General features: G+C 43.6%; 22 protein-coding genes, 1 rRNA gene and 1 other annotated feature (1 of these 24 running past the window's edge). Of the genes, 9 read left to right on the top strand and 14 right to left on the bottom strand.

The annotated features are described in order from the left end of the window. A 16S ribosomal RNA gene (locus CXM95_RS18220) occupies positions 1-876 on the bottom strand (it extends 684 nt beyond the left edge of the window). A gap of 713 nt (positions 877-1,589) precedes the next feature. Here CXM95_RS18220 and CXM95_RS18225 point away from each other — a divergent pair. The 4 genes from CXM95_RS18225 (at position 1,590) to CXM95_RS18240 (ending at position 6,853) form a co-directional block, all read left to right on the top strand. Beyond that, on the top strand, positions 1,590-2,279 hold the full coding sequence (locus tag CXM95_RS18225; RefSeq protein ID WP_008376963.1) for a response regulator transcription factor: 690 nt from the start codon (positions 1,590-1,592) through the stop codon (positions 2,277-2,279). Beyond that, complete coding sequence (locus tag CXM95_RS18230) at positions 2,269-3,477, top strand: sensor histidine kinase (RefSeq protein WP_005232945.1); 1,209 nt, start codon at positions 2,269-2,271, stop codon at positions 3,475-3,477. The genes CXM95_RS18225 and CXM95_RS18230 overlap by 11 nt, the downstream gene beginning before the upstream one ends. A gap of 35 nt (positions 3,478-3,512) precedes the next feature. Then, positions 3,513-3,710: a binding site (T-box leader), on the top strand. A 57-nt stretch (positions 3,711-3,767) separates the two neighbouring features. Continuing rightward, the gene (serS, locus tag CXM95_RS18235; RefSeq protein ID WP_005232944.1) at positions 3,768-5,045 is read left to right on the top strand and encodes a serine--tRNA ligase; all 1,278 of its coding nucleotides are present in this window, start codon (positions 3,768-3,770) and stop codon (positions 5,043-5,045) included. Between the two features lie 287 nt (positions 5,046-5,332). After that, a complete protein-coding gene (locus CXM95_RS18240) occupies positions 5,333-6,853 on the top strand; it encodes a polysaccharide deacetylase family protein (protein ID WP_101699578.1) in 1,521 nt (506 codons plus the stop codon). Positions 6,854-6,922: 69 nt separating this feature from the next. Here the strand turns inward: CXM95_RS18240 and CXM95_RS18245 are convergent, their stop codons facing one another. Next, positions 6,923-7,549, bottom strand: a complete 627-nt coding sequence (locus CXM95_RS18245; RefSeq protein ID WP_005232942.1) for a TetR/AcrR family transcriptional regulator — start codon at positions 7,547-7,549, stop codon at positions 6,923-6,925. Between the two features lie 85 nt (positions 7,550-7,634). On the opposite strand from CXM95_RS18245, the gene CXM95_RS18250 reads away from it, so the two are divergent. Both CXM95_RS18250 and CXM95_RS18255 read left to right on the top strand, forming a co-directional pair. After that, positions 7,635-8,336: an ABC transporter ATP-binding protein gene (locus CXM95_RS18250; protein ID WP_008376960.1), complete on the top strand. Its 702-nt coding sequence runs from the start codon at positions 7,635-7,637 to the stop codon at positions 8,334-8,336. Positions 8,337-8,345: 9 nt separating this feature from the next. Further along, on the top strand, positions 8,346-11,051 hold the full coding sequence (locus CXM95_RS18255) for an FtsX-like permease family protein (protein ID WP_101699579.1): 2,706 nt from the start codon (positions 8,346-8,348) through the stop codon (positions 11,049-11,051). A gap of 158 nt (positions 11,052-11,209) precedes the next feature. On the opposite strand, the gene guaB is transcribed toward CXM95_RS18255, so the two are convergent. The 12 genes from guaB to CXM95_RS18310 all read right to left on the bottom strand — a co-directional run bounded on the left by guaB (position 11,210) and on the right by CXM95_RS18310 (position 20,134). After that, the gene (guaB, locus tag CXM95_RS18260) at positions 11,210-12,694 is read right to left on the bottom strand and encodes an IMP dehydrogenase (protein WP_005226250.1); all 1,485 of its coding nucleotides are present in this window, start codon (positions 12,692-12,694) and stop codon (positions 11,210-11,212) included. Between the two features lie 202 nt (positions 12,695-12,896). Next, a complete protein-coding gene (locus CXM95_RS18265) occupies positions 12,897-13,589 on the bottom strand; it encodes a DUF1129 domain-containing protein (RefSeq protein WP_005226251.1) in 693 nt (230 codons plus the stop codon). A gap of 71 nt (positions 13,590-13,660) precedes the next feature. Continuing rightward, complete coding sequence (gene ychF / locus CXM95_RS18270) at positions 13,661-14,761, bottom strand: redox-regulated ATPase YchF (RefSeq protein ID WP_005226252.1); 1,101 nt, start codon at positions 14,759-14,761, stop codon at positions 13,661-13,663. 8 nt (positions 14,762-14,769) lie between these two features. Next, a complete protein-coding gene (locus CXM95_RS18275) occupies positions 14,770-14,958 on the bottom strand; it encodes a DUF951 domain-containing protein (protein ID WP_005226253.1) in 189 nt (62 codons plus the stop codon). A gap of 10 nt (positions 14,959-14,968) precedes the next feature. After that, positions 14,969-15,859, bottom strand: a complete 891-nt coding sequence (locus CXM95_RS18280) for a ParB/RepB/Spo0J family partition protein (protein WP_005226254.1) — start codon at positions 15,857-15,859, stop codon at positions 14,969-14,971. Beyond that, the gene (locus CXM95_RS18285) at positions 15,849-16,613 is read right to left on the bottom strand and encodes a ParA family protein (protein ID WP_005226255.1); all 765 of its coding nucleotides are present in this window, start codon (positions 16,611-16,613) and stop codon (positions 15,849-15,851) included. The genes CXM95_RS18280 and CXM95_RS18285 overlap by 11 nt, the downstream gene beginning before the upstream one ends. An 11-nt stretch (positions 16,614-16,624) precedes the next feature. After that, positions 16,625-17,341: a 16S rRNA (guanine(527)-N(7))-methyltransferase RsmG gene (gene rsmG / locus CXM95_RS18290; RefSeq protein WP_016611681.1), complete on the bottom strand. Its 717-nt coding sequence runs from the start codon at positions 17,339-17,341 to the stop codon at positions 16,625-16,627. 142 nt (positions 17,342-17,483) lie between these two features. Continuing rightward, positions 17,484-17,627 (bottom strand): hypothetical protein, encoded by a 144-nt coding sequence (locus CXM95_RS18910; RefSeq protein WP_005232938.1) that lies wholly within the window; start codon positions 17,625-17,627, stop codon positions 17,484-17,486. Between the two features lie 11 nt (positions 17,628-17,638). Beyond that, positions 17,639-18,409 (bottom strand): Asp23/Gls24 family envelope stress response protein, encoded by a 771-nt coding sequence (locus CXM95_RS18295; protein ID WP_101699580.1) that lies wholly within the window; start codon positions 18,407-18,409, stop codon positions 17,639-17,641. A 24-nt stretch (positions 18,410-18,433) separates the two neighbouring features. After that, a complete protein-coding gene (locus tag CXM95_RS18300) occupies positions 18,434-18,625 on the bottom strand; it encodes a DUF2273 domain-containing protein (protein WP_005226258.1) in 192 nt (63 codons plus the stop codon). Between the two features lie 7 nt (positions 18,626-18,632). Then, on the bottom strand, positions 18,633-19,202 hold the full coding sequence (amaP, locus tag CXM95_RS18305) for an alkaline shock response membrane anchor protein AmaP (RefSeq protein ID WP_005232936.1): 570 nt from the start codon (positions 19,200-19,202) through the stop codon (positions 18,633-18,635). Between the two features lie 38 nt (positions 19,203-19,240). Further along, on the bottom strand, positions 19,241-20,134 hold the full coding sequence (locus tag CXM95_RS18310) for an SDR family oxidoreductase (protein ID WP_008376956.1): 894 nt from the start codon (positions 20,132-20,134) through the stop codon (positions 19,241-19,243). 256 nt (positions 20,135-20,390) lie between these two features. Here CXM95_RS18310 and CXM95_RS18315 point away from each other — a divergent pair, with 256 nt between their 5' ends. From CXM95_RS18315 to CXM95_RS18325, 3 genes are all read left to right on the top strand, one after another. Then, positions 20,391-20,843, top strand: coding sequence for a DUF2188 domain-containing protein (locus CXM95_RS18315; protein ID WP_016611678.1), 453 nt, complete (start codon positions 20,391-20,393; stop codon positions 20,841-20,843). A 350-nt stretch (positions 20,844-21,193) separates the two neighbouring features. Beyond that, positions 21,194-21,661, top strand: coding sequence for a DUF5626 family protein (locus CXM95_RS18320; protein WP_005232933.1), 468 nt, complete (start codon positions 21,194-21,196; stop codon positions 21,659-21,661). Positions 21,662-21,677: 16 nt separating this feature from the next. After that, entirely contained in the window at positions 21,678-22,196 is a 519-nt protein-coding gene (locus tag CXM95_RS18325; protein WP_005232932.1) for a helix-turn-helix domain-containing protein, read from the top strand. Positions 22,197-22,290: the final 94 nt, after the last annotated feature.

Genomic DNA, 22,290 nt, shown 5'->3' on the forward strand with positions numbered 1-22,290 from the left:
CAGCACTGAAGGGCGGAAACCCTCCAACACTTAGCACTCATCGTTTACGGCGTGGACTACCAGGGTATCTAATCCTGTTCGCTCCCCACGCTTTCGAGCCTCAGCGTCAGTTACAGACCAGAGAGCCGCCTTCGCCACTGGTGTTCCTCCATATATCTACGCATTTCACCGCTACACATGGAATTCCACTCTCCTCTTCTGCACTCAAGTCTCCCAGTTTCCAATGACCCTCCCCGGTTGAGCCGGGGGCTTTCACATCAGACTTAAGAAACCGCCTGCGCTCGCTTTACGCCCAATAAATCCGGACAACGCTTGCCACCTACGTATTACCGCGGCTGCTGGCACGTAGTTAGCCGTGGCTTTCTGGTTAGATACCGTCAAGGGATGAACATTTTACTCTCATCCTTGTTCTTCTCTAACAACAGAGTTTTACGATCCGAAAACCTTCTTCACTCACGCGGCGTTGCTCGGTCAGACTTTCGTCCATTGCCGAAGATTCCCTACTGCTGCCTCCCGTAGGAGTCTGGGCCGTGTCTCAGTCCCAGTGTGGCCGATCACCCTCTCAGGTCGGCTATGCATCGTTGCCTTGGTGAGCCGTTACCTCACCAACTAGCTAATGCACCGCGGGTCCATCCATCAGTGACGCAAAAGCGCCTTTCAACTTTCTTCCATGCGGAAAATAGTGTTATACGGTATTAGCACCTGTTTCCAAGTGTTATCCCCTTCTGATGGGCAGGTTACCCACGTGTTACTCACCCGTTCGCCACTCTTTTTCTTTCGGTGGAGCAAGCTCCGGTGAAAGAAAAAGCGTTCGACTTGCATGTATTAGGCACGCCGCCAGCGTTCGTCCTGAGCCAGGATCAAACTCTCATAATGATTTGTTTGAATGACCATACGGTCATTAAGCTCATAAAAATTAACTTTGCTAGCTATTGCTTGCATGTATTTGTTTCAATAAATTGAAACGTCCTACACATTGGTTCGTTTGCTTGCTTTGTTCAGTTTTCAAAGGTCTACAGTGCTGTGTTAGCAACTTTTATATCATATCAGAGCGACGTTTGATTGTCAACTCTTTTTTAAAAGTTTTTTTCGCTCGTTGTTTTTCAACTTCGCAGCGCTGTCTCAGCGACTTCATTAGAATAACAAATGATTTGTTATTTGTCAACAACTTTTTTTAATTAATTTTGTTGATGTATCAACATCGATTAACTATTTTAAAATTGCGACTTCGTTATAATATCATCTGTCGAGCTGTGCGTCAACCACTTTTTTAAATTCTTTTTACGAATTCGTTTAGTCATTTGGCACATGTAATAATATACCAAGACTTGCGCTATTCGTCAACCATAAAATGATTGATAGACCAACGTTTCTAGTTACTCCGTTTCCAAAGATGATTCGTGATTTTTAGTCCGTGATTTCCGCCTTTTTTAAGGACTTTTTCCGTTATTATTTGCCTATCGTTCGTCTTTTTCCTTTTTGTGTTTTCTTAATTCCTATCATTCTTATAAATTTAAGTATGATTTTATCTATTTTGTGGAATATTTGCTAAAATGGAGAAAAGAATATTGTTCCTAGGAGGACCCAGTATGAAAATACTTGTAGCAGATGATGACAAAGAGATCGTAGAACTATTAAGCATTTATTTACACAATGAAGGTTATGAATCGGTCAAAGCATATGATGGAAAAGAAGCACTGACCAAGATCCGCACCACTTCTGATATCGAACTATTGATCTTAGATATCATGATGCCAGAAATGGATGGCATGCAAGTCGTGAAAGAATTGAGAAAAGAATCCCAAATCCCTATTATTATGCTGACCGCTAAAACAACCGATATGGATAAGATTCGTGGATTGGTCGCCGGTGCGGATGATTATGTCACCAAACCTTTCAACCCATTAGAAGTTATGGCCCGGGTAAAATCGCTATTGAGAAGAACCAAGATGCAGGCTGCTTCAAATCAACCAGAGATTCTAGAAGTAAGCTCCCTTATTATCAATCGCGATTCCCATGAAGTAAAAACCGTCGATGGCAACGAAATTCAATTGACTGCATTAGAATTCGGTATCCTCTACTTGCTGGCATCGCATCCGAACCGTGTCTTTAGCGCCGATGAGATTTTTGAACGAGTTTGGAAACAAGAAAGTGTCGTTTCTGCCAAAACAGTTATGGTCCATGTCAGTCACTTACGAGATAAGATCGAAGAAGCCACGGATGGTGAAAAAGTCATCCAAACAGTATGGGGGGTCGGCTACAAAATAGATGCGAAGTAAACCAACTGAAAAAAAGCGCAACACACCCATCGAAAAAAAGAAACGGATCACGCTGACCTCAAAGGAAATCAGTGAGTTATTTGCCGAAGGAATTGTAACGATTGTTCTTTTACTTCTATTAAATATCGCTATTTTGGTCATCTTGACCTCAATCGTTGAAAATTCACCAGATTTAGTTGATGCCATCTACGCATCGAAGAATGCTTTCACATCTGCCTTTAATACAGATATCTTCCGCAGTGGGCGCAACTTCATTCTACCGATGTTCTTCCTATTAGATGTGATCGTCTTATATTGGCGTTTGATTCGTCGCTACCATCAAATGCAGCTACGTCACATCATCAGCGAGCTTCATTTTATTGCGGAAGGCAATTACGATCATCGCATTCCCTTCGAGTTACGGGGCGATTTAAGTCGGATCGTTTCTAATATCAATGGCTTAGTCGACAGTACGGTGGCGGCGATTGAAGATGAACGACGGATCGAGCAATCCAAAGATGAGCTGATTACCAATGTCAGTCATGACATTCGAACACCGTTGACTTCGATCATCGGCTATTTAGGTCTAATTGAAGATCGACAATACCATTCAGAAGAAGAATTGCTGAAATATACCCATACGGCGTATGTCAAAGCCAAGCAAATGAAATCCCTTGTCGATGATTTGTTTGAATATACAAAAGTGCGCCAGCCTAGCGTCCCAATCAATGTGATGGAATTTGACATGGCCCAGCTAGTGGAACAATTGGCGGCGGACTTTGAATTAGAAGCTAGTCGGAAAGGCATCAAGATTGAAACATACACCCGTCCGGAACACATCGAGATGGATGGCGATACCGAAAAACTGGTGCGGGTCTTCAATAACTTGCTTTCGAATGCCTTGAAATACGGCAAAGGCGCCGATAAGATCCGCATGGAAGTCGAGAAAGTCGGGACCGAAGCGATCTTAACAGTCAAAAACAATGGGCAAATGATCCCTAAGCAAGCCCTTGATTCTCTATTCGACCGTTTCTACCGAGTGGAAGAATCCCGCTCTCAAGAAACAGGAGGAACTGGCTTAGGTCTAGCGATCGCTCAAAGCATCGTCGCCTTACATGGCGGCTATATCTATGCCAAGTCAACGCCGGAATGGACGTCCTTTATTATCCATCTCCCGTTGAAACGCAACAACTTATCCAACACACAAACCTATGGTTGACGACCCAACATTTTTTGGGTATGCTAGAGAAAATAATCAAGGCACAGAACCTAGTATATTTTTTTCATCTGTATAGAGAGCTGATGGTTGGTGAAAATCAGTGTTGGAAAAAATAGAATCCAGTTCTTTAACGTGTATTTTTCGAAAGAAAAATCGTTGGCTCACGATACGAGCAGCAAGGGCAGCGCAAGCTGAACTTGGGTGGCACCGCGAATGGTCATTTCGTCCCAAGCAATACGGGATTGGAATGGCCTTTTTTCTATGGAAAAATCAAAGGAGGATGTATCACTATGTTAGATGTAAAAATGATTCGCCAAAATTTTGCTGAAGTACAAAGCAAACTCGCAACACGAGGTGTCCAAAAAGAAGTGTTGGACCGCTTTTTAACACTTGATGAGCGTCGCCGAGAACTCTTAGTCCAAACGGAAGAGCGCAAGAAATTGCGTAATGAGGTTTCTGGTGAGATCGCCGCCTTGAAACGGGCGAAAGAAGATGCGGCAGATAAAATTGCCCAAATGAAAGAAGTCGGCAGCCAAATTAAGCAATTGGATGAAGAGATCGCTCAAATTGATGAAGACATCAAAGAGATCGCCACGACGTTGCCGAACTTGCCGAATGATTCTGTTCCGGTGGGCAAAGATGAAGATGACAATGTAGAAGTCCGCCGTTGGGCAGACCCAAAAACCTTTGCCTTTGAACCAAAACCCCATTGGGAGATCGCAGAAGACTTGGGGATTCTCGACTTTGAGCGGGGTGCCAAAGTTTCTGGTAGCCGTTTTGTTTACTACAAAGGCTTAGGTGCTCGTTTGGAACGTGCCTTATACAACTTCATGTTGGATCAGCATGTTTATGAGCATGGGTATACGGAGATGATCACCCCGTATATCGTCAACAGCCAAGCAATGTTCGGTACTGGGCAATTTCCGAAGTTTAAAGAAGATGTTTTCCAATTGGCAGACACTGATTTGACTTTGATCCCGACTGCGGAAGTACCTTTGACCAACTACTATCAAGGGGAGATCTTAGAACAAGAACAGCTCCCTGCCTACTTCACTGCCTTGAGCCCATCATTTCGTTCAGAAGCCGGCAGCGCTGGCCGTGACACTCGCGGTTTGATTCGCTTGCACCAATTCAATAAAGTCGAAATGGTGAAATTCAGTGATGCAGAACATTCTTATGAAGAATTAGAGAAAATGACGGCTAATGCCGAAGATATTTTGCAAAAACTCAATTTACCTTACCGTGTGCTTAGCTTGTGTACAGGAGATATGGGCTTTTCTGCAGCGAAGACCTATGATTTAGAAGTATGGATCCCTGCCCAAGAGATGTATCGTGAGATCAGCTCTTGCTCAAACTGTGAAGACTTCCAAGCACGTCGTGCCATGATCCGTTACCGTGATCAAGAGGGCAAGATTCACTACATGCATACACTAAACGGCTCTGGTTTGGCTGTCGGTCGGACGGTAGCCGCAGTGCTTGAAAATTATCAAAACGAAGACGGCAGTGTAACGGTACCAGAAGTTCTGGTTCCTTATATGGGCGGACTGACAAAAATTGAAAAAGCCTAAGCCTTAGTAACCTCAGTAGCAACCCCTAGAGAACAGTCACACCGCGTGAGCTGTTGCCTAGGGGTTTTCTTGTTTACGTAGCCTAGAGTGGTTTCCATCTCCCTAACCACTTTGATCACTTCTTGCAAGAGAAACAACGCAACAAGGCTGTAATTTTTAAGCGAATAATTAGAAAAATCCCTTTGTCTTTTTAATCCTCTATCAGAAACCGGGCATGATCGTTGAAAGTGCCTGTGACTTATGGTAACGTGGGCATAATTTAGGATGGAATGAAGGGAGCTTCACCAATGCCCGAACGAAAGACCTATGCCCGTCGGAGTGACTTGCACAAGAAACCAAACAATAATCAAAAACGAACAGCATCAGCTGAAGAAAGACCGAAAGGACCACCCTCGAGAAAGAAGCCGTATCGGAAAGCAATTTTTTCCTTATTTGCCTTATTATTGATCGTTTTGATCGCAACGGCTGGCTCGGTTCTTTACACCTTGCACCAACAAGAAGTTGCGGCCAAAGCAAAATATGAGGCAGCTGCAGAGAAATTACTGGCATCAATCCAAGCAGAACAAAGCCAAAATGGGTTAAAAACATCGCCTGAAGTGCTCTCAGAAGGAACAAACAAAGAACTGATCTACTGCCCGCAAGACCTCGATACGTTTCCCATCAAAGATATCAAAGAACGGTTAACACAAGCCGCTGATAACTTGCGTAAAAAACAAACGAATAAAGAAGTCGTCACCGTTGCCCGCATCCAAGCACAAGCAGCGGCTTCAAAGGTGTCTACTTATTCATTGAAAGCCGACAGCTATGTGTGGAATCGAGAAACCGGACGTTTTGAAGATGCGGAAAGCCTAACGGATGCACCGATCTTCGTATCAGAGAAGACGCAAACCGAATTGTCTTTGAAAGAACTGGTTCCTGATGAAGGCAGCTTATTAGGTATTCAACAAGTCATTCAGCAGAAACTGCTGGATCAAGCAAAAGAACCCGCCAAAATCATCGACGCCGTCTTGGCCATGGAGCGGATCACCTTCGATTCGAAATTTACTTACGATCCAGAGAAGCTGACCATCGAATTGCCAAAAAATCAGACGGAAGCGACAGAAATCACCCTGTCTTACAGCGAGATCGCCCCATTCATTGATCCTGATCTCGTAGCTGCTGACCAACTCAACAATGCCTTGCCAAGTCTTGACCCCAATAAAAAATACGTGGCATTGACCTTTGATGATGGACCCAACAGTACCTCCACTATGGACCTTTTGAACATCTTACAAGAAAATGACGTCAAAGCGACCTTCTTTATGCTGGGACAAATGGTTGAGCAATATCCGCAAGCCGCCAAAAAAGTCCAAGAAGCTGGACACGAGATCGCCAGTCATTCTTACTCTCATCCGCAGCTGAATACTCTTTCAGCGGAAGATTTGCAGGCAGAAGTTACGAAAACCAATAAAGCCATTTACAATGCGACGGGTTTACTACCTAGGAATTTACGGCCCCCTTATGGCGCTATCGACAAACAAAGCGCAGAAACCATCGGCATGCCGATCATTCAATGGGACATCGATTCTCAAGACTGGAAATTGAAGGATCCGAAGAAAATCAATGCCTTGGTTCAACAAAATGTCTTTAATGGTGCCATGATCTTGATCCATGATATTCACCCGAAATCTGTGAAAGCCGTACCGGGAGTCATTAAAACACTCAAAAACGAAGGCTACGAATTCGTGACCGTCGATCAATTATTAGAAGCACGGCAAAAACCGTTGCATCAATACTTTGGGATGAACGATGAACGCCTCGTTGATTAAGAGAAAAAGGAACGCAGCAAATTGTCTCTTGCTGCGTTCCTTTTTAGTTATTGGATCATTCCCTCTTTTTTAGCCCTTCTTTTCTTCATACACATTAGTCACAAAAATTTGAATCAATAGATCAGCGACAGCTTTTGGCGGCATCGTTGAAAAATCTTTGAGCCAGCGTTCGATCAAACCGATAGACCCGCAGACAAAAAAGCTAAGGCACAGTTCCAATTCTTCCTCGGAAGCATCTTGAAAGTATTGGGCAAATCGTTTCAAGGTCTCCGGTTTGATTTCTGACAACAAAAGATTCAGCAAATGGCTGTTGTTCAACAAAATCAAATGGGTGGTACTAGGATTCTCATACAAAATCGTCAATAGTTTTTCCAGCCAAAGATCCAATGACAAATTTTCCTGCTGCAAGTTCGATGCGATCTGCTCAACGAGCTCCCCTTCGATCTCCTCCAACAAAGCGGCTGTGTCCTTATAATATTTATAAAATGTTCCCCGATTGATATCTGCTCGTTCCGCAATCTCTTTGATCGTGATTTTGCGATACTCTTTTTCCAACAATAACTCCTGAAAGGCGCGCCGGATCACTTTTTTCGAGTAGATCGTTCGACGGTTCCCGACAGTCCCTACCATATCGTTTCCCCTTTTCTCTGTACATTTAATCAATATTTGTCTATTTAATGACAAATAAGCAAGCATTGAGGATTGCTCTTACTTTTCTTTCTTAGTATACTAACACCATGTGATTAAATCAACACGTGTTTAAAAAATGGAGGCTTTATTAATGAGTTATGTTGAAGTAAAGAATGAATATAAACGCTATCAGATGGGCGAAACCACTATCACTGCCAACAATGATCTTTCCTTTGCCATTGAAGAAGGCGAATTAGTGGTGATTCTTGGACCTAGTGGTGCCGGAAAATCGACCGTTTTGAATATCTTAGGCGGGATGGACTCGCCAGATGAAGGAGAAATCATTATCGACAATGTTGATATCGCGAAGTTTAACGACAAACAATTAACAGAATACCGCCGCACAGACGTTGGATTTGTCTTCCAGTTTTATAATTTGGTCCCAAATCTGACAGCAAAAGAAAACATTGAATTGGCTACTGAAGTCTCACCGAATGCACTCGATCCTGATGAAGTCTTGGCCCAAGTCGGGTTAGAAAACCGCAAAAACAACTTTCCTTCTCAGCTTTCTGGTGGGGAACAGCAGCGGGTATCGATCGCTCGGGCGTTAGCCAAGAACCCGAAACTGCTGCTATGCGATGAACCGACTGGTGCTTTGGACTTTGAAACAGGAAAACAAGTGTTGAAGCTTTTGCAAAACGCTAGCCGGAAAAATGGCAATACGGTGTTGATCATCACCCATAATAGCGCCATTGCCCCGATCGCCGATCGGGTGATCCATATCAACGATGCCACTGTCCGTTCCATTGAAGAGAATCCTCATCCCATCTCGATCGATGAAATCGTTTGGTAGGAGGATCTGATGAAAAATAAGACCTATCTTAAAGCAAGTTTGCGAGAGATTCGCCAATCAAAAGGCCGCTTTATCGCAATCACCTTGATCATTTTTTTAGGAACGTTTCTCTTTGTCGGTGTCAAATCGACCGGCCCGATCCTGAACCATTCCGCGAGTGAATATGTCAACGGCCAGCAATTAGCAGATCTGCAAGTCACTTCAACACTGGGATTGACGAAGGACGACATTGATGCCGCGGAAAAAAGCGGTGCTCACACAGAAGCCGCCTATCAATTTTATTACGCTGCCAATTCAGATGAAGTCGTGCAAGTGACCTCCTATGACCCCTCACAGGAACTCAACCAGTTACTGGTGAAGGACGGCCGACTGCCAGAAAAAGCCGATGAAATCGTGCTGGACACCGAAGCAAAAAATTATGGCTGGCAAATAGGTGATACTTTTACGATCGATGATGCCGATAATCTGTCGGACAAAGAGTATACGATCGTTGGGTTTGCCACTTCTCCCATTTATATCAGTGCTGCCGAACGGGGCTATGCAAATGTCGGCAGCGGTGTCGTGACGTACTTTGCTTATGTACCGGAAGAACAGTTCACGATGGAGGTCAAATCGATCCTCTATCTCGCCTTTGATGATGTCGCCGGGCTTGAAACATACTCCGATACGTACACCGACAAGATGGCAGCCCATCAAGAAACGATTGAGGAACTGTTTGCGGACCGTCCTAAGGAACGCTTAGCAGAAATTCAACAAGACGCTTTTGATGAATTAGCCCCTGCAGAAAAAGAAGTCCGCGATGGACAAAAACAGTTAGCTGATGGACAAGCCCAACTGGATCAGGCCAAAGCGGAACTAGAACAACAGCAAGCCGCCTTGGCACAGCTGCCGCCCGTACAACAAGCAGCCCTCGAAGGCCAATTGGCGGCTGGAGAAGCAGAATTGACACAGCAGCAAGACCAATTAGATGAACAGCAACAAGAACTAACCGATGCCCAACAAACACTGGCAGAAAAACGGGCAGAGATCGAAGACTTGGCAGAGCCGACGTATCTTTACAACCAACGCAAAGACAATCCCGGTTTCCAAGAATATGGTGGGCTGTCTGATCGTATCGCAGCGATCGCCAATGTGTTTCCTGTCTTCTTCTTCTTTATCGCTGCGTTGATCACCTTTACGACACTGACGCGGATGGTAGAAGAAAACCGCAAAGAGATCGGTACCTTAAAAGCGATGGGCTATGGCAAAGTCGAGATCTCCCTTAAATATTTGATTTATGCCCTCCTTTCTTCGGCCATTGGCATTATTAGTGGTGCCGTATTAGGAACTGAACTGTTGCCGCGTTTGATCTATTTCCTATCCAGCGAACGGTATCTTTTAGACGGGATTCGCGTCTATTATGTCTGGTCGCCAATTATTTTGGCCGCAATCGCCTTTTTACTGGCGACGCTTGGTGCCTGTCTGTTTGTTCTGATCAAAGAATTGCGGGAAAAACCTGCCCAGCTGCTGCAAGTTCGCGCACCAAAGCCCGGGAAACGGATTTTATTAGAAGCAATTACCCCCTTATGGTCCCGTTTAAGCTTCAATCAAAAAGTCAGCTTCCGTAACATCTTCCGCTACAAATCGCGAATGATCATGGCAATCATTGGCATCGCCGGTTGTACGGGACTGATGGTGGCAGGCGTTGGGTTGAAAGATTCTCTAAGTGCCGTGACTGCAAAACAATTTGGGCCCATTACGGATTATCAAGCCGTCGTGACCTTAAATGATGCGAAGGAAGAAACCGTTGCTGCCGCTGAAACGGTTTTAACAGACGAGCCTCTTGTGACCCATTCGATGCTAGTCTACAATGAAACGATCGAGATTCGACCGACTAACCAAGGAAAACAAAGTCTGACCTTGATGGTTCCGGCAGATCAGGATGCTTTTGCAGACTATGTCCATTTGAAAACGACGGCAGGACAGAAGCTGTCATTAACAGAGGGTGCCGTGCTGACTATGAAGTACGCAGAATTATATGATTTGCACGTTGGCGATACATTGACCTTCTATACCAGCGATCAAGAAGCCTATGAAGTACCTATTAGTGGCATCGCAGAAAATTATTTAGGCAATTCTCTTTATCTGTCGCCGACCGTTTATGAAGAAATCACCAATAGTACCTTTGAACCAAATGCGTTCTTAGTCAAAAGCAAGACGATGACGAAAAAACAAGAGGAAGCTTTATCAACAGCCTTGTTAGATACCGACAAAGTCAAAAACACGACGTTCCTTTCCACTCAGATCAAAATGCAGGATGATTCGATGGGTAACTTGAACGCCATTGTCTTGATCTTAGTTGTATTATCAGGGGCATTAGCCTTTGTCGTCTTGTATAACTTGACCAACATCAATGTTTCCGAGCGGATTCGCGAGCTTTCTACTATCAAAGTATTAGGGTTTTACAATAAGGAAGTGACTATGTACATCGTACGAGAAAATATCGTCTTTACGTTATTTGGGATTCTCGCAGGTTACGTGGTAGGTTACTTCTTGACTGACTTTATTTTGATCCAAGCTTCGATGGAGAACATGGTCTTTCCATTAGTGATCAATTGGCCGGCTTATGCTTTAGCCGGTGGCATGACGATTCTCTTTACGATCATCGTGATGTACGTCACCCATGTGAAACTGACTCATGTCAATATGATCGATGCGTTGAAATCAAACGAATAAGTTACTGCTAAAGCGATTTGCTGATCATCCAGCAGCGATTTTAGAGAAAAGGGTGCCGATCTCAGCCATTTTGGCAAGATCGGCACCCTTTTTTAGAACCAAACGCCCCCACTGTCCACTTTTGAACAGAGGGGGCGTTGGTTTTCACGTGAAACATTTTATGATTTTACGGAGTAGTTTGGTGCTTCTTTCGTGATTTGAACATCGTGGGGATGTGATTCTTTTAGTCCGTTGCCGCTCATTTGGATGAATTGTGCTTCATCACGTAATTGCTGCAGATTGCCGGCACCGACATAACCCATCCCTGATTTCAACCCGCCGATCATTTGGAAGATGATATCAGAAACGCTGCCTTTATAAGCGACACGTCCTTCAATGCCTTCTGGAACCAATTTGTTGGCTTCATTTACGCCCCCTTGGAAGTAACGGTCGCTGGAGCCTTTTTCCATTGCCCCCAATGAACCCATTCCGCGGTACGTTTTGAAGCGACGGCCTTGATAGATTTCAAATTCACCTGGTGATTCGTCAGTTCCTGCCAACATGCTACCGAGCATTACAGCATGTCCGCCAGCTGCTAAAGCTTTGACGATATCGCCAGAGTACTTGATCCCACCATCGGCAATGATTGCTTTGCCATATTGACGTGCCACAGAGGCTGCATCATAGATCGCTGTCAATTGAGGAACTCCGACACCGGCTACCACCCGAGTAGTACAGATCGATCCTGGACCGATCCCGACTTTTACGACATCGACACCAGCATCATACAATGCTTTCGTGCCTTCTGCAGTGGCAACATTTCCAGCAATCAATGTCGCTTCTGGGAAATGCGCGCGAATTTCAGAGATTTTGCGTAAAACACCCGCACTGTGTCCATGGGCAGTATCAATGACGATCGCGTCCACGCCTGCATCCAATAATGCTTGTGCTCGTTCAAAGGTATCGCTAGTAACGCCGACTGCCGCTGCCACTAATAGGCGTCCATGCGTGTCTTTGGCTGCATTCGGGAATTCGATTACTTTTTCAATATCTTTGATAGTGATCAACCCGCTTAAGATCCCTGCTTCATCAACGATCGGTAATTTTTCGATCTTGTGTTGTTGTAAGATTTTTTCCGCGTCTTTCAACGAAGTACCGACAGGTGCTGTGATCAATTGGTCTTTGGTCATCACATCATTGATCGGCATCGTATAATCCGTGACAAAACGCATGTCGCGGTTCGTGATGATACCGACTAATTTGCGGTTTTCCATCGTTTCTACGATCGGTACCCCGCTGATGCGGTACTTGCTCATCAAATGTTCTGCATCAGCAACTAAGTGACTTGGTGTTAAGAAAAACGGATCGATGATCACGCCGCTTTCAGAACGTTTTACTTTGCGCACTTCATCTGCTTGCGCGGCGATACTCATGTTTTTGTGAATCACGCCAAGTCCGCCTTGACGCGCCATTGAGATCGCCATTTTACTATCAGTTACGGTATCCATACTGGCACTTATGATTGGAATATTTAGTGTAATATTCGGGGCAAGCTGCACTTTCATATCCACGTCATTTGGCAAGACGTGACTTTCTGCCGGAATCAATAAGACATCATCAAACGTTAACCCTTTTTTTACAAATTTGGTTTCCCAGTTGGACATTTTTGTAACCACTCCTTAAAGTTTTTAGGTATTTTAAAAAAAATAGCAAAGATTTTTTCATAAGTCAACCATTCGGAAAGCTTTCTTAATAATCCTCTTCAAACCTTTGGTCAAATCTCATAATTCGCCATTTTTTCTAAAAAAACACGCTGATCGTGCGGTCTTTTTTAACAAAAGAAGGCGCACGATCAACGTGTAGCCATCAGCCTCTAGGAACAGACAGACTGCTGATGATATTGTATTTGCGTTTCAAGTAGTACTTCGCTGCTAATGCCACTGCCCCGATCAAGGCTTCGATCACAGGGTCCACTTGTGGATTCAATGGTGGTTGGATCATCGCAGAAAGCGAGATCACAACGATCCATAGCATGAAGGCTGCGACTAAAATCAAAATGATCTTCCACATCTTCGGCCGTTTGCTCTTATCAGCACCCGGGCGTTCATATTGATACATGTATTTGTACATCAAGTAGAAGACCCAACCAGCAAGCATCGCCATCAAGAAGAGGGTCAATAAGCCATAAGGTTGTGCTTGTCCTCTAGTAAAGATTCCCATAACCCCTAGCATCAACCCAAAAATCCCTAAAATCAGCAAGGTGTTATCCAACCACATCAAGAAGGGGCCGGATTCTTTTTGCTCAACGGGTTTGTTGATGATGGCTTCGGTACGTTCAGACACTGTACCAAATAATTGGCGGGCCGTTTTGCCGCCTTTTTGTTCTTTGACTAAGACCGGCAGCATCTCATGCAAGGCAATCGTTTTTTCTTCTTCAGAAAGGTTGGCTGCCTCTAGCGATTTTTTTAAATCAAATATATATTGTTGGTTTCGTTTTGTTAATTGTTGTTCTAATTCACGATTTTCGGAAACATAATTTCGCAGAGTTTCTGGTTCCATGAATTGATTCTCCCTTCTGCGTTTTCTTCACAATGGACATTTTACCACAAATTCACTGGGAAGAAAGCCCTTTATACGTTAAAACGGAACAACATCACGTCGCCATCTTGCACGACATAATCTTTTCCTTCCAAACGTACCCGACCGGCTTCTTTGGCCGCTTGCATCGTGCCGTATTGGTTCAGATCTTCAAAGGAAACAGTTTCCGCACGAATAAAGCCGCGCTCAAAGTCCGTATGGATGATCCCCGCTGCTTGCGGTGCTTTGATGCCTTTACGGAACGTCCACGCACGCACTTCTTGTTCACCAGCGGTAAAGTACGTTGCTAGACCCAGCAAATCATAGGCGGCACGAATCAATTGATCCAACCCTGATTCTTCAATTCCTAATGCTTCTAAAAACTCTGCTTTGTCTTCTTCCTCCAGCTCAGCGATCTCTTCTTCAGCACGAGCACTGATGACGATCACTTCCGCATTTTCGCTTGCTGCAAACTCTTTCACTTTGTTGACATAGTCATTGGTTTCATAGTCTGCCACGTCTTCTTCTGCTACGTTGGCAACGTATAAGACTGGTTTGGTCGTTAGTAAAAACAAACTTTTGACGATGCGCTGTTCTTCATCTGTAAATTCGATCGAACGAGCAGAGATCCCTTCTTCTAGGACCGGTTTGATCTTATCAAGAACGGCCAGTTCCGCAACTGCATCTTTGTCTTTGGTTTTGGCAATTTTTGCGACCCGAGTATAGCGCTTGTTGACGGATTCTAAATCCGCTAAAACCAACTCCAAATTGATGGTGTCGATATCAGCTAATGGGTCCACGCGGCCTTCCACGTGGGTGATGTTGTCATCGTCGAAACAACGAACGACATGACAGATCGCATCCACTTGGCGGATATGGCTCAAAAATTGGTTCCCTAATCCTTCCCCTTTGCTGGCACCGCGGACGATTCCGGCAATATCCGTAAATTCAAAGGTGGTTGGGACCGTCTTTTTCGGACGGACTAATTCTGTTAAACGCTGTAAGCGCCAATCTGGCACTTCCACCATTCCTACATTCGGATCGATCGTCGCAAACGGGTAGTTTGCGGCTTCTGCTCCTGCTTTGGTTATTGCATTAAATAAAGTAGATTTGCCCACATTTGGCAATCCAACGATTCCGGCAGTTAACGCCATGCTTCACTTCACTCTTTCTCTTTTTTTTCTAGGATTTTCTTCATCTTTTTATCAAATTCTCGGCGCGTCATCATGACGATGTGGCCGCAATTCGTACACTTTATTTTGATGTCTGCCCCCATGCGGATGATTTCCCAACGATTGGCTTTGCAGGCATGCGGTTTTTTCATTTCGACAATATCCCCAAGATCATACATCTTTATCACCTCAAGCTTCATCAAATTGAATGTTCAATAAATCTAAAATACGGGTTAAATCTTTTTGTGACAGGTATTCGATCTCGATTTTTCCTTTGCCTTCTTTTTCGCGGATCTCGACATTCGTGCCGAATTTATCCATCAACCGTTCTTCGCTTTCTCGTAAATAGTACGGTTTTTCCCGAATCAGACGCGGCACTTTTTTCTTTTCGTTTTTCGTGTCGTTCATCTCAGCGACCATTTGTTCTAATTGGCGGACTGTCAGATTTTCTTTGACACAACGATTGGCTAATTTTAAGATCTGTTCTTTGTTTTTCAAGCCTAATAATGTCCGGGCTTGCCCCATAGACAAACGGTCATCTTGAACCATTTCTTTGACGAGTTTCGGCAAGGACAGTAACCGCAAATAATTGGCGATATACGGGCGGCTTTTCCCTAAACGTTCAGCGACTTGTGCTTGGGTCAATTTCAAGTTCTTCATCAGCATGTCATAGGCTTCTGCTTCTTCTAAAGGATTTAAATCTTCCCGCTGCAAGTTTTCTAAAACGGCGACTTGCATCATCGCTTCTTCATCAAAATTGCGGATGATGGCTGGGATCGTTTCCTTGCCAGCTAATTTGGACGCTCGAAACCGGCGTTCACCAGCAATGATCTCATAGCCTTTGACGGATGATTGCCGCACGATGATCGGTTGAAAGACCCCCGAATGCTGGATCGAATTGGCCAGTTCTTGTAATGAAAGCTCATCAAAGGTTTTTCGCGGTTGATAAGGGTTGGGTCTTAATTCGTTTAAAGGCAGTTCAACGACTTTTTCTGTCTTGATATCGACTTCTTCTAACCCTTGCAGGTCTTGAAACAACGCATCGATCCCACGCCCTAATCCTTTCCCTTTATTCTTCACGGGCTAACACTTCCTTTGCTAACGTCTGATAGACTTCGGCTCCTTTTGAGCGTGGATCATAATCAATGATCGACAATCCATGACTAGGTGCTTCAGACAACCGGATATTCCGCGGAATAATGGTTTCGTATACTTTTTCTTGGAAATAGCGGCGGACTTCTTCCACGACTTCCGCGCCTAAGTTCGTGCGGGCATCATACATCGTCAGTAAGACCCCTTCGATCTCTAACTCAGGGTTAAAATGTTTTTGTACTAAACGCACGGTATTCAATAGTTGGCTCAGCCCTTCCAATGCATAGTACTCACACTGGACTGGGATCAAAATCGAATCACTGGCGGTAAAGGCATTGATCGTCAAATGACCTAAAGATGGCGGGCAATCGATAAAGATATAATCGTATTGTTCTTTGATTTCATTCAAAGCCGATTTCAATCGAGATTCCCGTGCCATCATGGAGGTCAATTCAATTTCCGCACCAGCTAATTGGATCGTCGCTGGAACGATATCCAAGTTTTCTCGGCTGCTAGGTAAAATCGCTTCAACGATCGGTGTTTCATTGACTAATACATCATAGATGTCTTGTTCCACATCTGGTTTGCGAATGCCGACACCGCTTGTGGCGTTGCCTTGGGCATCAATATCTACGAGTAACACTTTTTTGCCGACAAATGCTAAGGACGCACCTAGGTTCACCGTTGTGGTGGTTTTGCCTACGCCGCCTTTTTGGTTTGCAACAGAAATAATACGGGCCATTGATTTTCCTCCTATTTAATTGGTTGTTTCGCTGGCATTCCCGGTTTGCGGGGGTATTTCTTTGGCGTTTCTTTTTTCTTTTGAATGATCAAAAGATGGCGTTCATCGCCGCTGACCGGTAAGGTAAAGCTTTTTTCTTCAATAAATTTGCCGCCTAAGAGTGAGATCGCTGGTTTGGCTTCAACCAGTTCTTCCTCGCTTTTGGCAGCTTTGAGCGCATAAAAATAGCCTGCTTTTTTCACCAATGGCACACAGAGTTCCGTTAACACATTCAAACGGGCAACCGCTCGAGCGGTCACATAATCGAATTGCCCACGAAATTGCGGGTTTTGACCAAATGTTTCTGCACGGTCATGGTACAAGTGGACATTTTCCAATTGTAGATCCGTCACAAGAGTTTGTAAAAAGGTGATGCGCTTATTTAAAGAGTCGACGATCGTCACTTCTAATTCAGGAAACACGATTTTTAGTGGAATACTTGGAAAGCCAGCACCTGAACCGACATCGCACAAATGACTTTTCGGGTCAAAGGCGGTTTCAAAAGCTAAGGAAACAGAATCGTAGAAATGCTTTAAATACACTTCTGATTTTTCCGTGATTGCGGTTAGATTCATCTTCTGATTCCATTCGACTAAACGCTCGAAATAGACAGCGAATTTTTCCATTTGTTCTTCGGTTAAAACGATCCCGTTTTTGCGTAATTCTTCATGAAATTCTTCAGGTAGCATAACGAATCCTTTCTATTTTGTGAAACAGAAAAATGTTTCACAGACTAGTTCCTACTTTAACGCAAAAAGCAGTGTGATGCAATAGCCAGAGATTGCTTTCTAGGAGAATTTACCATTTTTTAACTGGGGCTTTAAGGTTGGTTTAAGGCATAGAAATTATACTCATTTCAATCCAAAAAACTTTTTTCATTTTTCCTTGACCAGCAAGGCTGCCAACCCTGCTGGTCAGCTTTTTTCTCAAAGAAACAAGCATTGATCTCAGGATCAATGCTTGTTTTTGTTTCATATGAAACTTTTTTATTTCACGCGAGGTTCGTTGTATTCTTCGATACGATCAGACGCGCGGGAAGCCGCATGTTTGGCTTTGTTGGTTTGACGTGAAGCAAAGTCGCCGGTTTTAGATGCAGCTGACGATACTTTGTCTTGAACCGTTTCTTGTTCCTCTTCGTATTCAGCGATTGTTTTCACATCCACAACGTTGATGTTAACTTCGATCACTTCTAATTGGGTCATTGTCGTTACTTCTTTTTGAATGACTTCTTTGACTTGTTCAGCGATTTCTGGGATGTTGCGGTCGTATTCAACCACGATATCTAAATCAACGGCTACTTGTTTTTTCCCAACTTCAGTATTGATACCGGCAGTCACATTATCTGTATTAACTAATTTTTCAGCAATATTAGAGAAGAAACCACCATCGACCGTCAACAGGCCATCTACATTTTCTAATGCAATTCCGATAATTTTTTGGATCACTTTGTCATCATAGGTCAATGAACCATGAACGGGTGCATCCCCGGTTGGTCCTTCAAAATCGTTGTGGCCAGGTTTTGGCGGTGCTGGATGATGTCCGGCTGGATCTGGATTTCCTGGTGCTGGATGATCCCCTGGTTTTGGTCCATTTTGTTGTCCTGCTACTGCTTTTTCAGCATTTGGTACCACTGGATCAGGTGATTCAGTCATTGGAATCGCATTTTCATTGGCTTGATGATTGGTGTTGGGAACCACTGGATCTGGATGTGCACTGACATTTTTTTCATTGTTTAATTCGTTTTTATCGTTATTCATTAAAAATTCCTCCTATAAAATACGTTATTGTTGGTTAAAAAATTCGTCGATGATACCGGTACGTTGGAGATACAATCCTAGCGCAAAACCCAAACCTGTTAGGAGTAGAATCAGCAATGTTTTGAAAAAACCGATCGTTACAAACAACACAGCCAGAACAAGGCCGATTGCTCCAAAAATCAATGGGATTTTGTATTGTTGTAGTTCGTTCATCATAGCCCTCCTATTCTACTCGCGGGTTTTCCGGAGTCTCATTTTGTTCAAAATTCGCGTAATTGACTTCGACTTTGACTTTTTCACTTGAGCCAAGCACTCGTTGGACATCTTGTTGGATTTCCGCCATTAAGTTTTCGGTTTTGCCAACTAAGGCAGACGTCCGTTTCAAGCGGCCTTTGATTTTGATTAAAATTCGATTTTTGGTCGCCTTGACATGAACTTTTGGTCCTTCAACAAATTCTTTTTCATTTACTTTCGTACGTACAAGTCCTTCGATCGCTTTCTTATCGATCGTCAATGCGCCCTTATCCTCTTTCAAAACAAAGGTTGTTTTGGTTTTTGGATAAAACAGCACGACTAAGATCACGATCAAGAATACGGCGATTAAAACAACGGCTACCCAAAACATATATTGACGCATAAACAAGTTGTCAAAGAAATACGTGACGACATTGCCTCTGCTGTCCAAACCAAATGGCAGCTGCATGTAAGGATTACTCATTAAAACGATTGGTAATAAGACAGTGATAAAGATCAACGAAACGATGATTGATACGATTTTCCACCCTTTACTCATAGGACACCTCCTCCTTTTTCTCCGATTTTTTGATAAGCTTACAAGTTGATGGCTTCTCCGCCGGTAACACCATAAATCTGTGCTGTCACATAGCTAGCTTTATTGGAAGCTAAAAAGACATAGACGGGTGCCAGCTCAGCTGGTTGTCCTGCCCGCTCCAGTAATGCTTGCTGACCAAATTCAGGCAGCTTGTCTTGCGGTTGGCCATGATCTAACTGTAATGGTGTCCAGATTGGTCCTGGGGCTACCCCATTGACCCGAATCCCTTTTTCAGCAAATTGTTTCGCCAAGCTGACTGTAAAACTGGCGATCGCCGATTTGGTTGCCGCATAATCCATTAAATGGGCGCTTGGACTAAAGGCTTGGACAGAAGTCGTTGTCACGATCGCTCCCCCAGCCGGTAAGTGTGGCTCAGCTGCTTTCACTAATGCAAACATTGAGATAATGTTTACCATAAAGGTGTCTTTCACTTGTTCAATCGGTAATTCTGCAATCGATGGCCGCGTGATTTGCTGTGCTGCGTTCAATACTAATGTATCTAACCCACCTAATGCTGCTACCGCTTTGTCAACGATCTCTTGTGGTGCCGCTTCGTCTCGCAGGTCATAGGGTAGCAAAATCACTTTGCGTCCGGCTTCTTTGATGTACCCTGCAACTTCTTCGGCATCTTCTTCTTCTCCTGGGAAAAAGTGCAGGGCAATGTCTGCTCCTTCACGAGCGAAGGCAATCGCTGCTGCTCGTCCGATCCCAGAATCCCCACCGGTAATCAGTACCCGCCGGTTTTCTAACTGCTGACTTCCCTCATAAGAGTCTTCACCACAATCAGGTTTTGGTCGCATTTCTTCTTGTAAAGCAGGCGTATCTTGTTCCTGTTTGCTGTATTTACCCGTGTGATAAAGTTCCCGTGGATCAGTCAAAATAGGTTCACTCATTCTTACGTCCTCCTTTTCTCTATAATAAAATTCTAAACCATTCATTTTTTTTTGGGAAATATAACGCTTTGTTAACAAAAATAAATCCTCGTTTATTAGAAAATGAAAAAAGAAAGTGCCCTCATTTTTGACCAGAAAGCAAATGATTTCACTTTTTTATAGAAGGGGGTAAACTAATAAGTAATATCTGGTGGTGCCTGTAAAAAGGAACCCCTAGGAAAATGACTTTGGATCAAGAAAAAGGAGGAACCAAACAATGCCTTGGAATGTCCGTGATTATCCTGCGTCAATGAAGAATCTAGACCCCTTAGTTCGTAAAAAAGCGATCGATATCGCCAATGCCCTGCTAGCCGATGGCTATTCCGACGATCGGGCGATCCCGATCGCCACGAGTCAAGCAGAAAAATGGTATGACAATGCAGATGAAGAGGAGAAGAAAGCTTTTCAGAAAGAGAAAAATCCGCAAAAAGATGATGCCCATCAAACCAATAAAAATGCGAAAAAATTAATGGATGCGGATGTTGAAGTTGTGTATGAAGAGGACCAATGGCAAGTCCGTTCCAAAGGAGCAAAACGTGCCAGTGATCATTTCGACAATAAAGCAGAGGCCATCGCCCGTGCCAAAGAAATTGCCGAAAATAAAGAATCCGTGGTGAACGTTTATAAAAAAGACGGCGACCATCAAAAGGATATTGATTTAGGAGAATAAAATTGGCCGCAGAAAAGTGGAAGGAGGTCTTACGTTTGTCGTTTTAACGGCGCGAAACGTTACCTTCTCTTTCGCTTTTTTGTTTCCTTTTACAGCTAGGTTTGGTTAAAACTAAAGCAACCGCTTCTTTAACGTTTCTTTTAAAAAACAACGTTTCATTGTCAGAAACCTAAAAAACGAAGACCTTTTGAATGAACCATTACGTTTAAAATTTCTCGACATCCTAAAAAAAAAGCCTATGAAATGCTGCTCTAGCAACAACTGTAAACCATCCGTTGCCGTTGCAAATTAGCTTGTGCTTTCTTTAACTAGCCAAACCTTGTATACTTAAACTATCAAAAGTACAAGGAGTGGTATTTGTGAAAAAATTATTTTTTGTGCCGTTTATTTTTATTTGTTTCTTCTTTGCTCTCCCAGCTGCCGCCCAAACAGTGGAAGAACCTGAACTCGTTTACGACTTAGCATCAGATAGTCCCTATGAGCAGCTGATCACCGTAGATGAAGAAGGCAACGAGTTGATTTTGACCATTGAAAAATTGCCGTCATTCCGGGCAAATCTGGCAGCAGGAACGTATCGCGTGTCAAAAACATCCACCGGTAATTGGACCGCTAGTTACAATGTCACGGTCAATAGCCGCAATCAATTTACAGGCACTTCGAATTTAAGTTTAGTTGCTCACAGAGGAAGTATCACTTCTAGTTCATTAACTCACACGTCCACTAAAGCCACCTGTACGTTTAAGCAAAAAGCAGGTATAATCACTACCAATGGGAGTGTCGTAACCACGATCTCAAATGGGAAGCTAGTTGTTAAATAGCAGATAGGAGCATACATTGGCTTTAGCAGAACAATTAAAAAGCTGTCGCGAGTCTTCCGGCTTGTCGCAAACAGCAGTCGCAGAAAAATTACAGATTTCACGCCAGTCGATTTCAAAATGGGAAAACGGGCGCGGCTATCCAGATATTGAGAATTTGATTTTGTTGAGCGATCTCTATCAAGTCTCGATTGATGAGCTCTTGCGGGAAAACGAAGCGTTAAAAGAGCGGATCGAAACCAATAATCAAGAGATCAACGACAAAAAAGAAAAATTGTCGTTACTCCAAAGAACGATGGCAACGGAAAAAGATGAAAGTCTGCTCTTGCTACTGTTAGCTGGAATCGGCTCATTTCTCTTTCCATTAGGTTTGATTTTAGATGGCTTTGTCTTATGGCGTAACAAAAAGGCCAATAATTTTTATGTATTGATCTATATCGTCTGTGCCTTCTCAATTTTCTTGAATTTGTACGATGGCTATGTCCATCTCAGCAACATCATGAATTGGGGAACCACTACGATTGAAAAAGTTGAATAATTCAATTGCTAACACAAAAAGCCCGCTGCGAGTTACTCTCGTAGCGGGCTTTTGACACTGTATTTACCATTTATAAATTGGTTTTTCAAAGAAT

It is taken from the genome of Enterococcus sp. CR-Ec1 (assembly GCF_002850555.1).
GTDB classification, from domain to species: domain Bacteria; phylum Bacillota; class Bacilli; order Lactobacillales; family Enterococcaceae; genus Enterococcus_D; species Enterococcus_D entomosocium.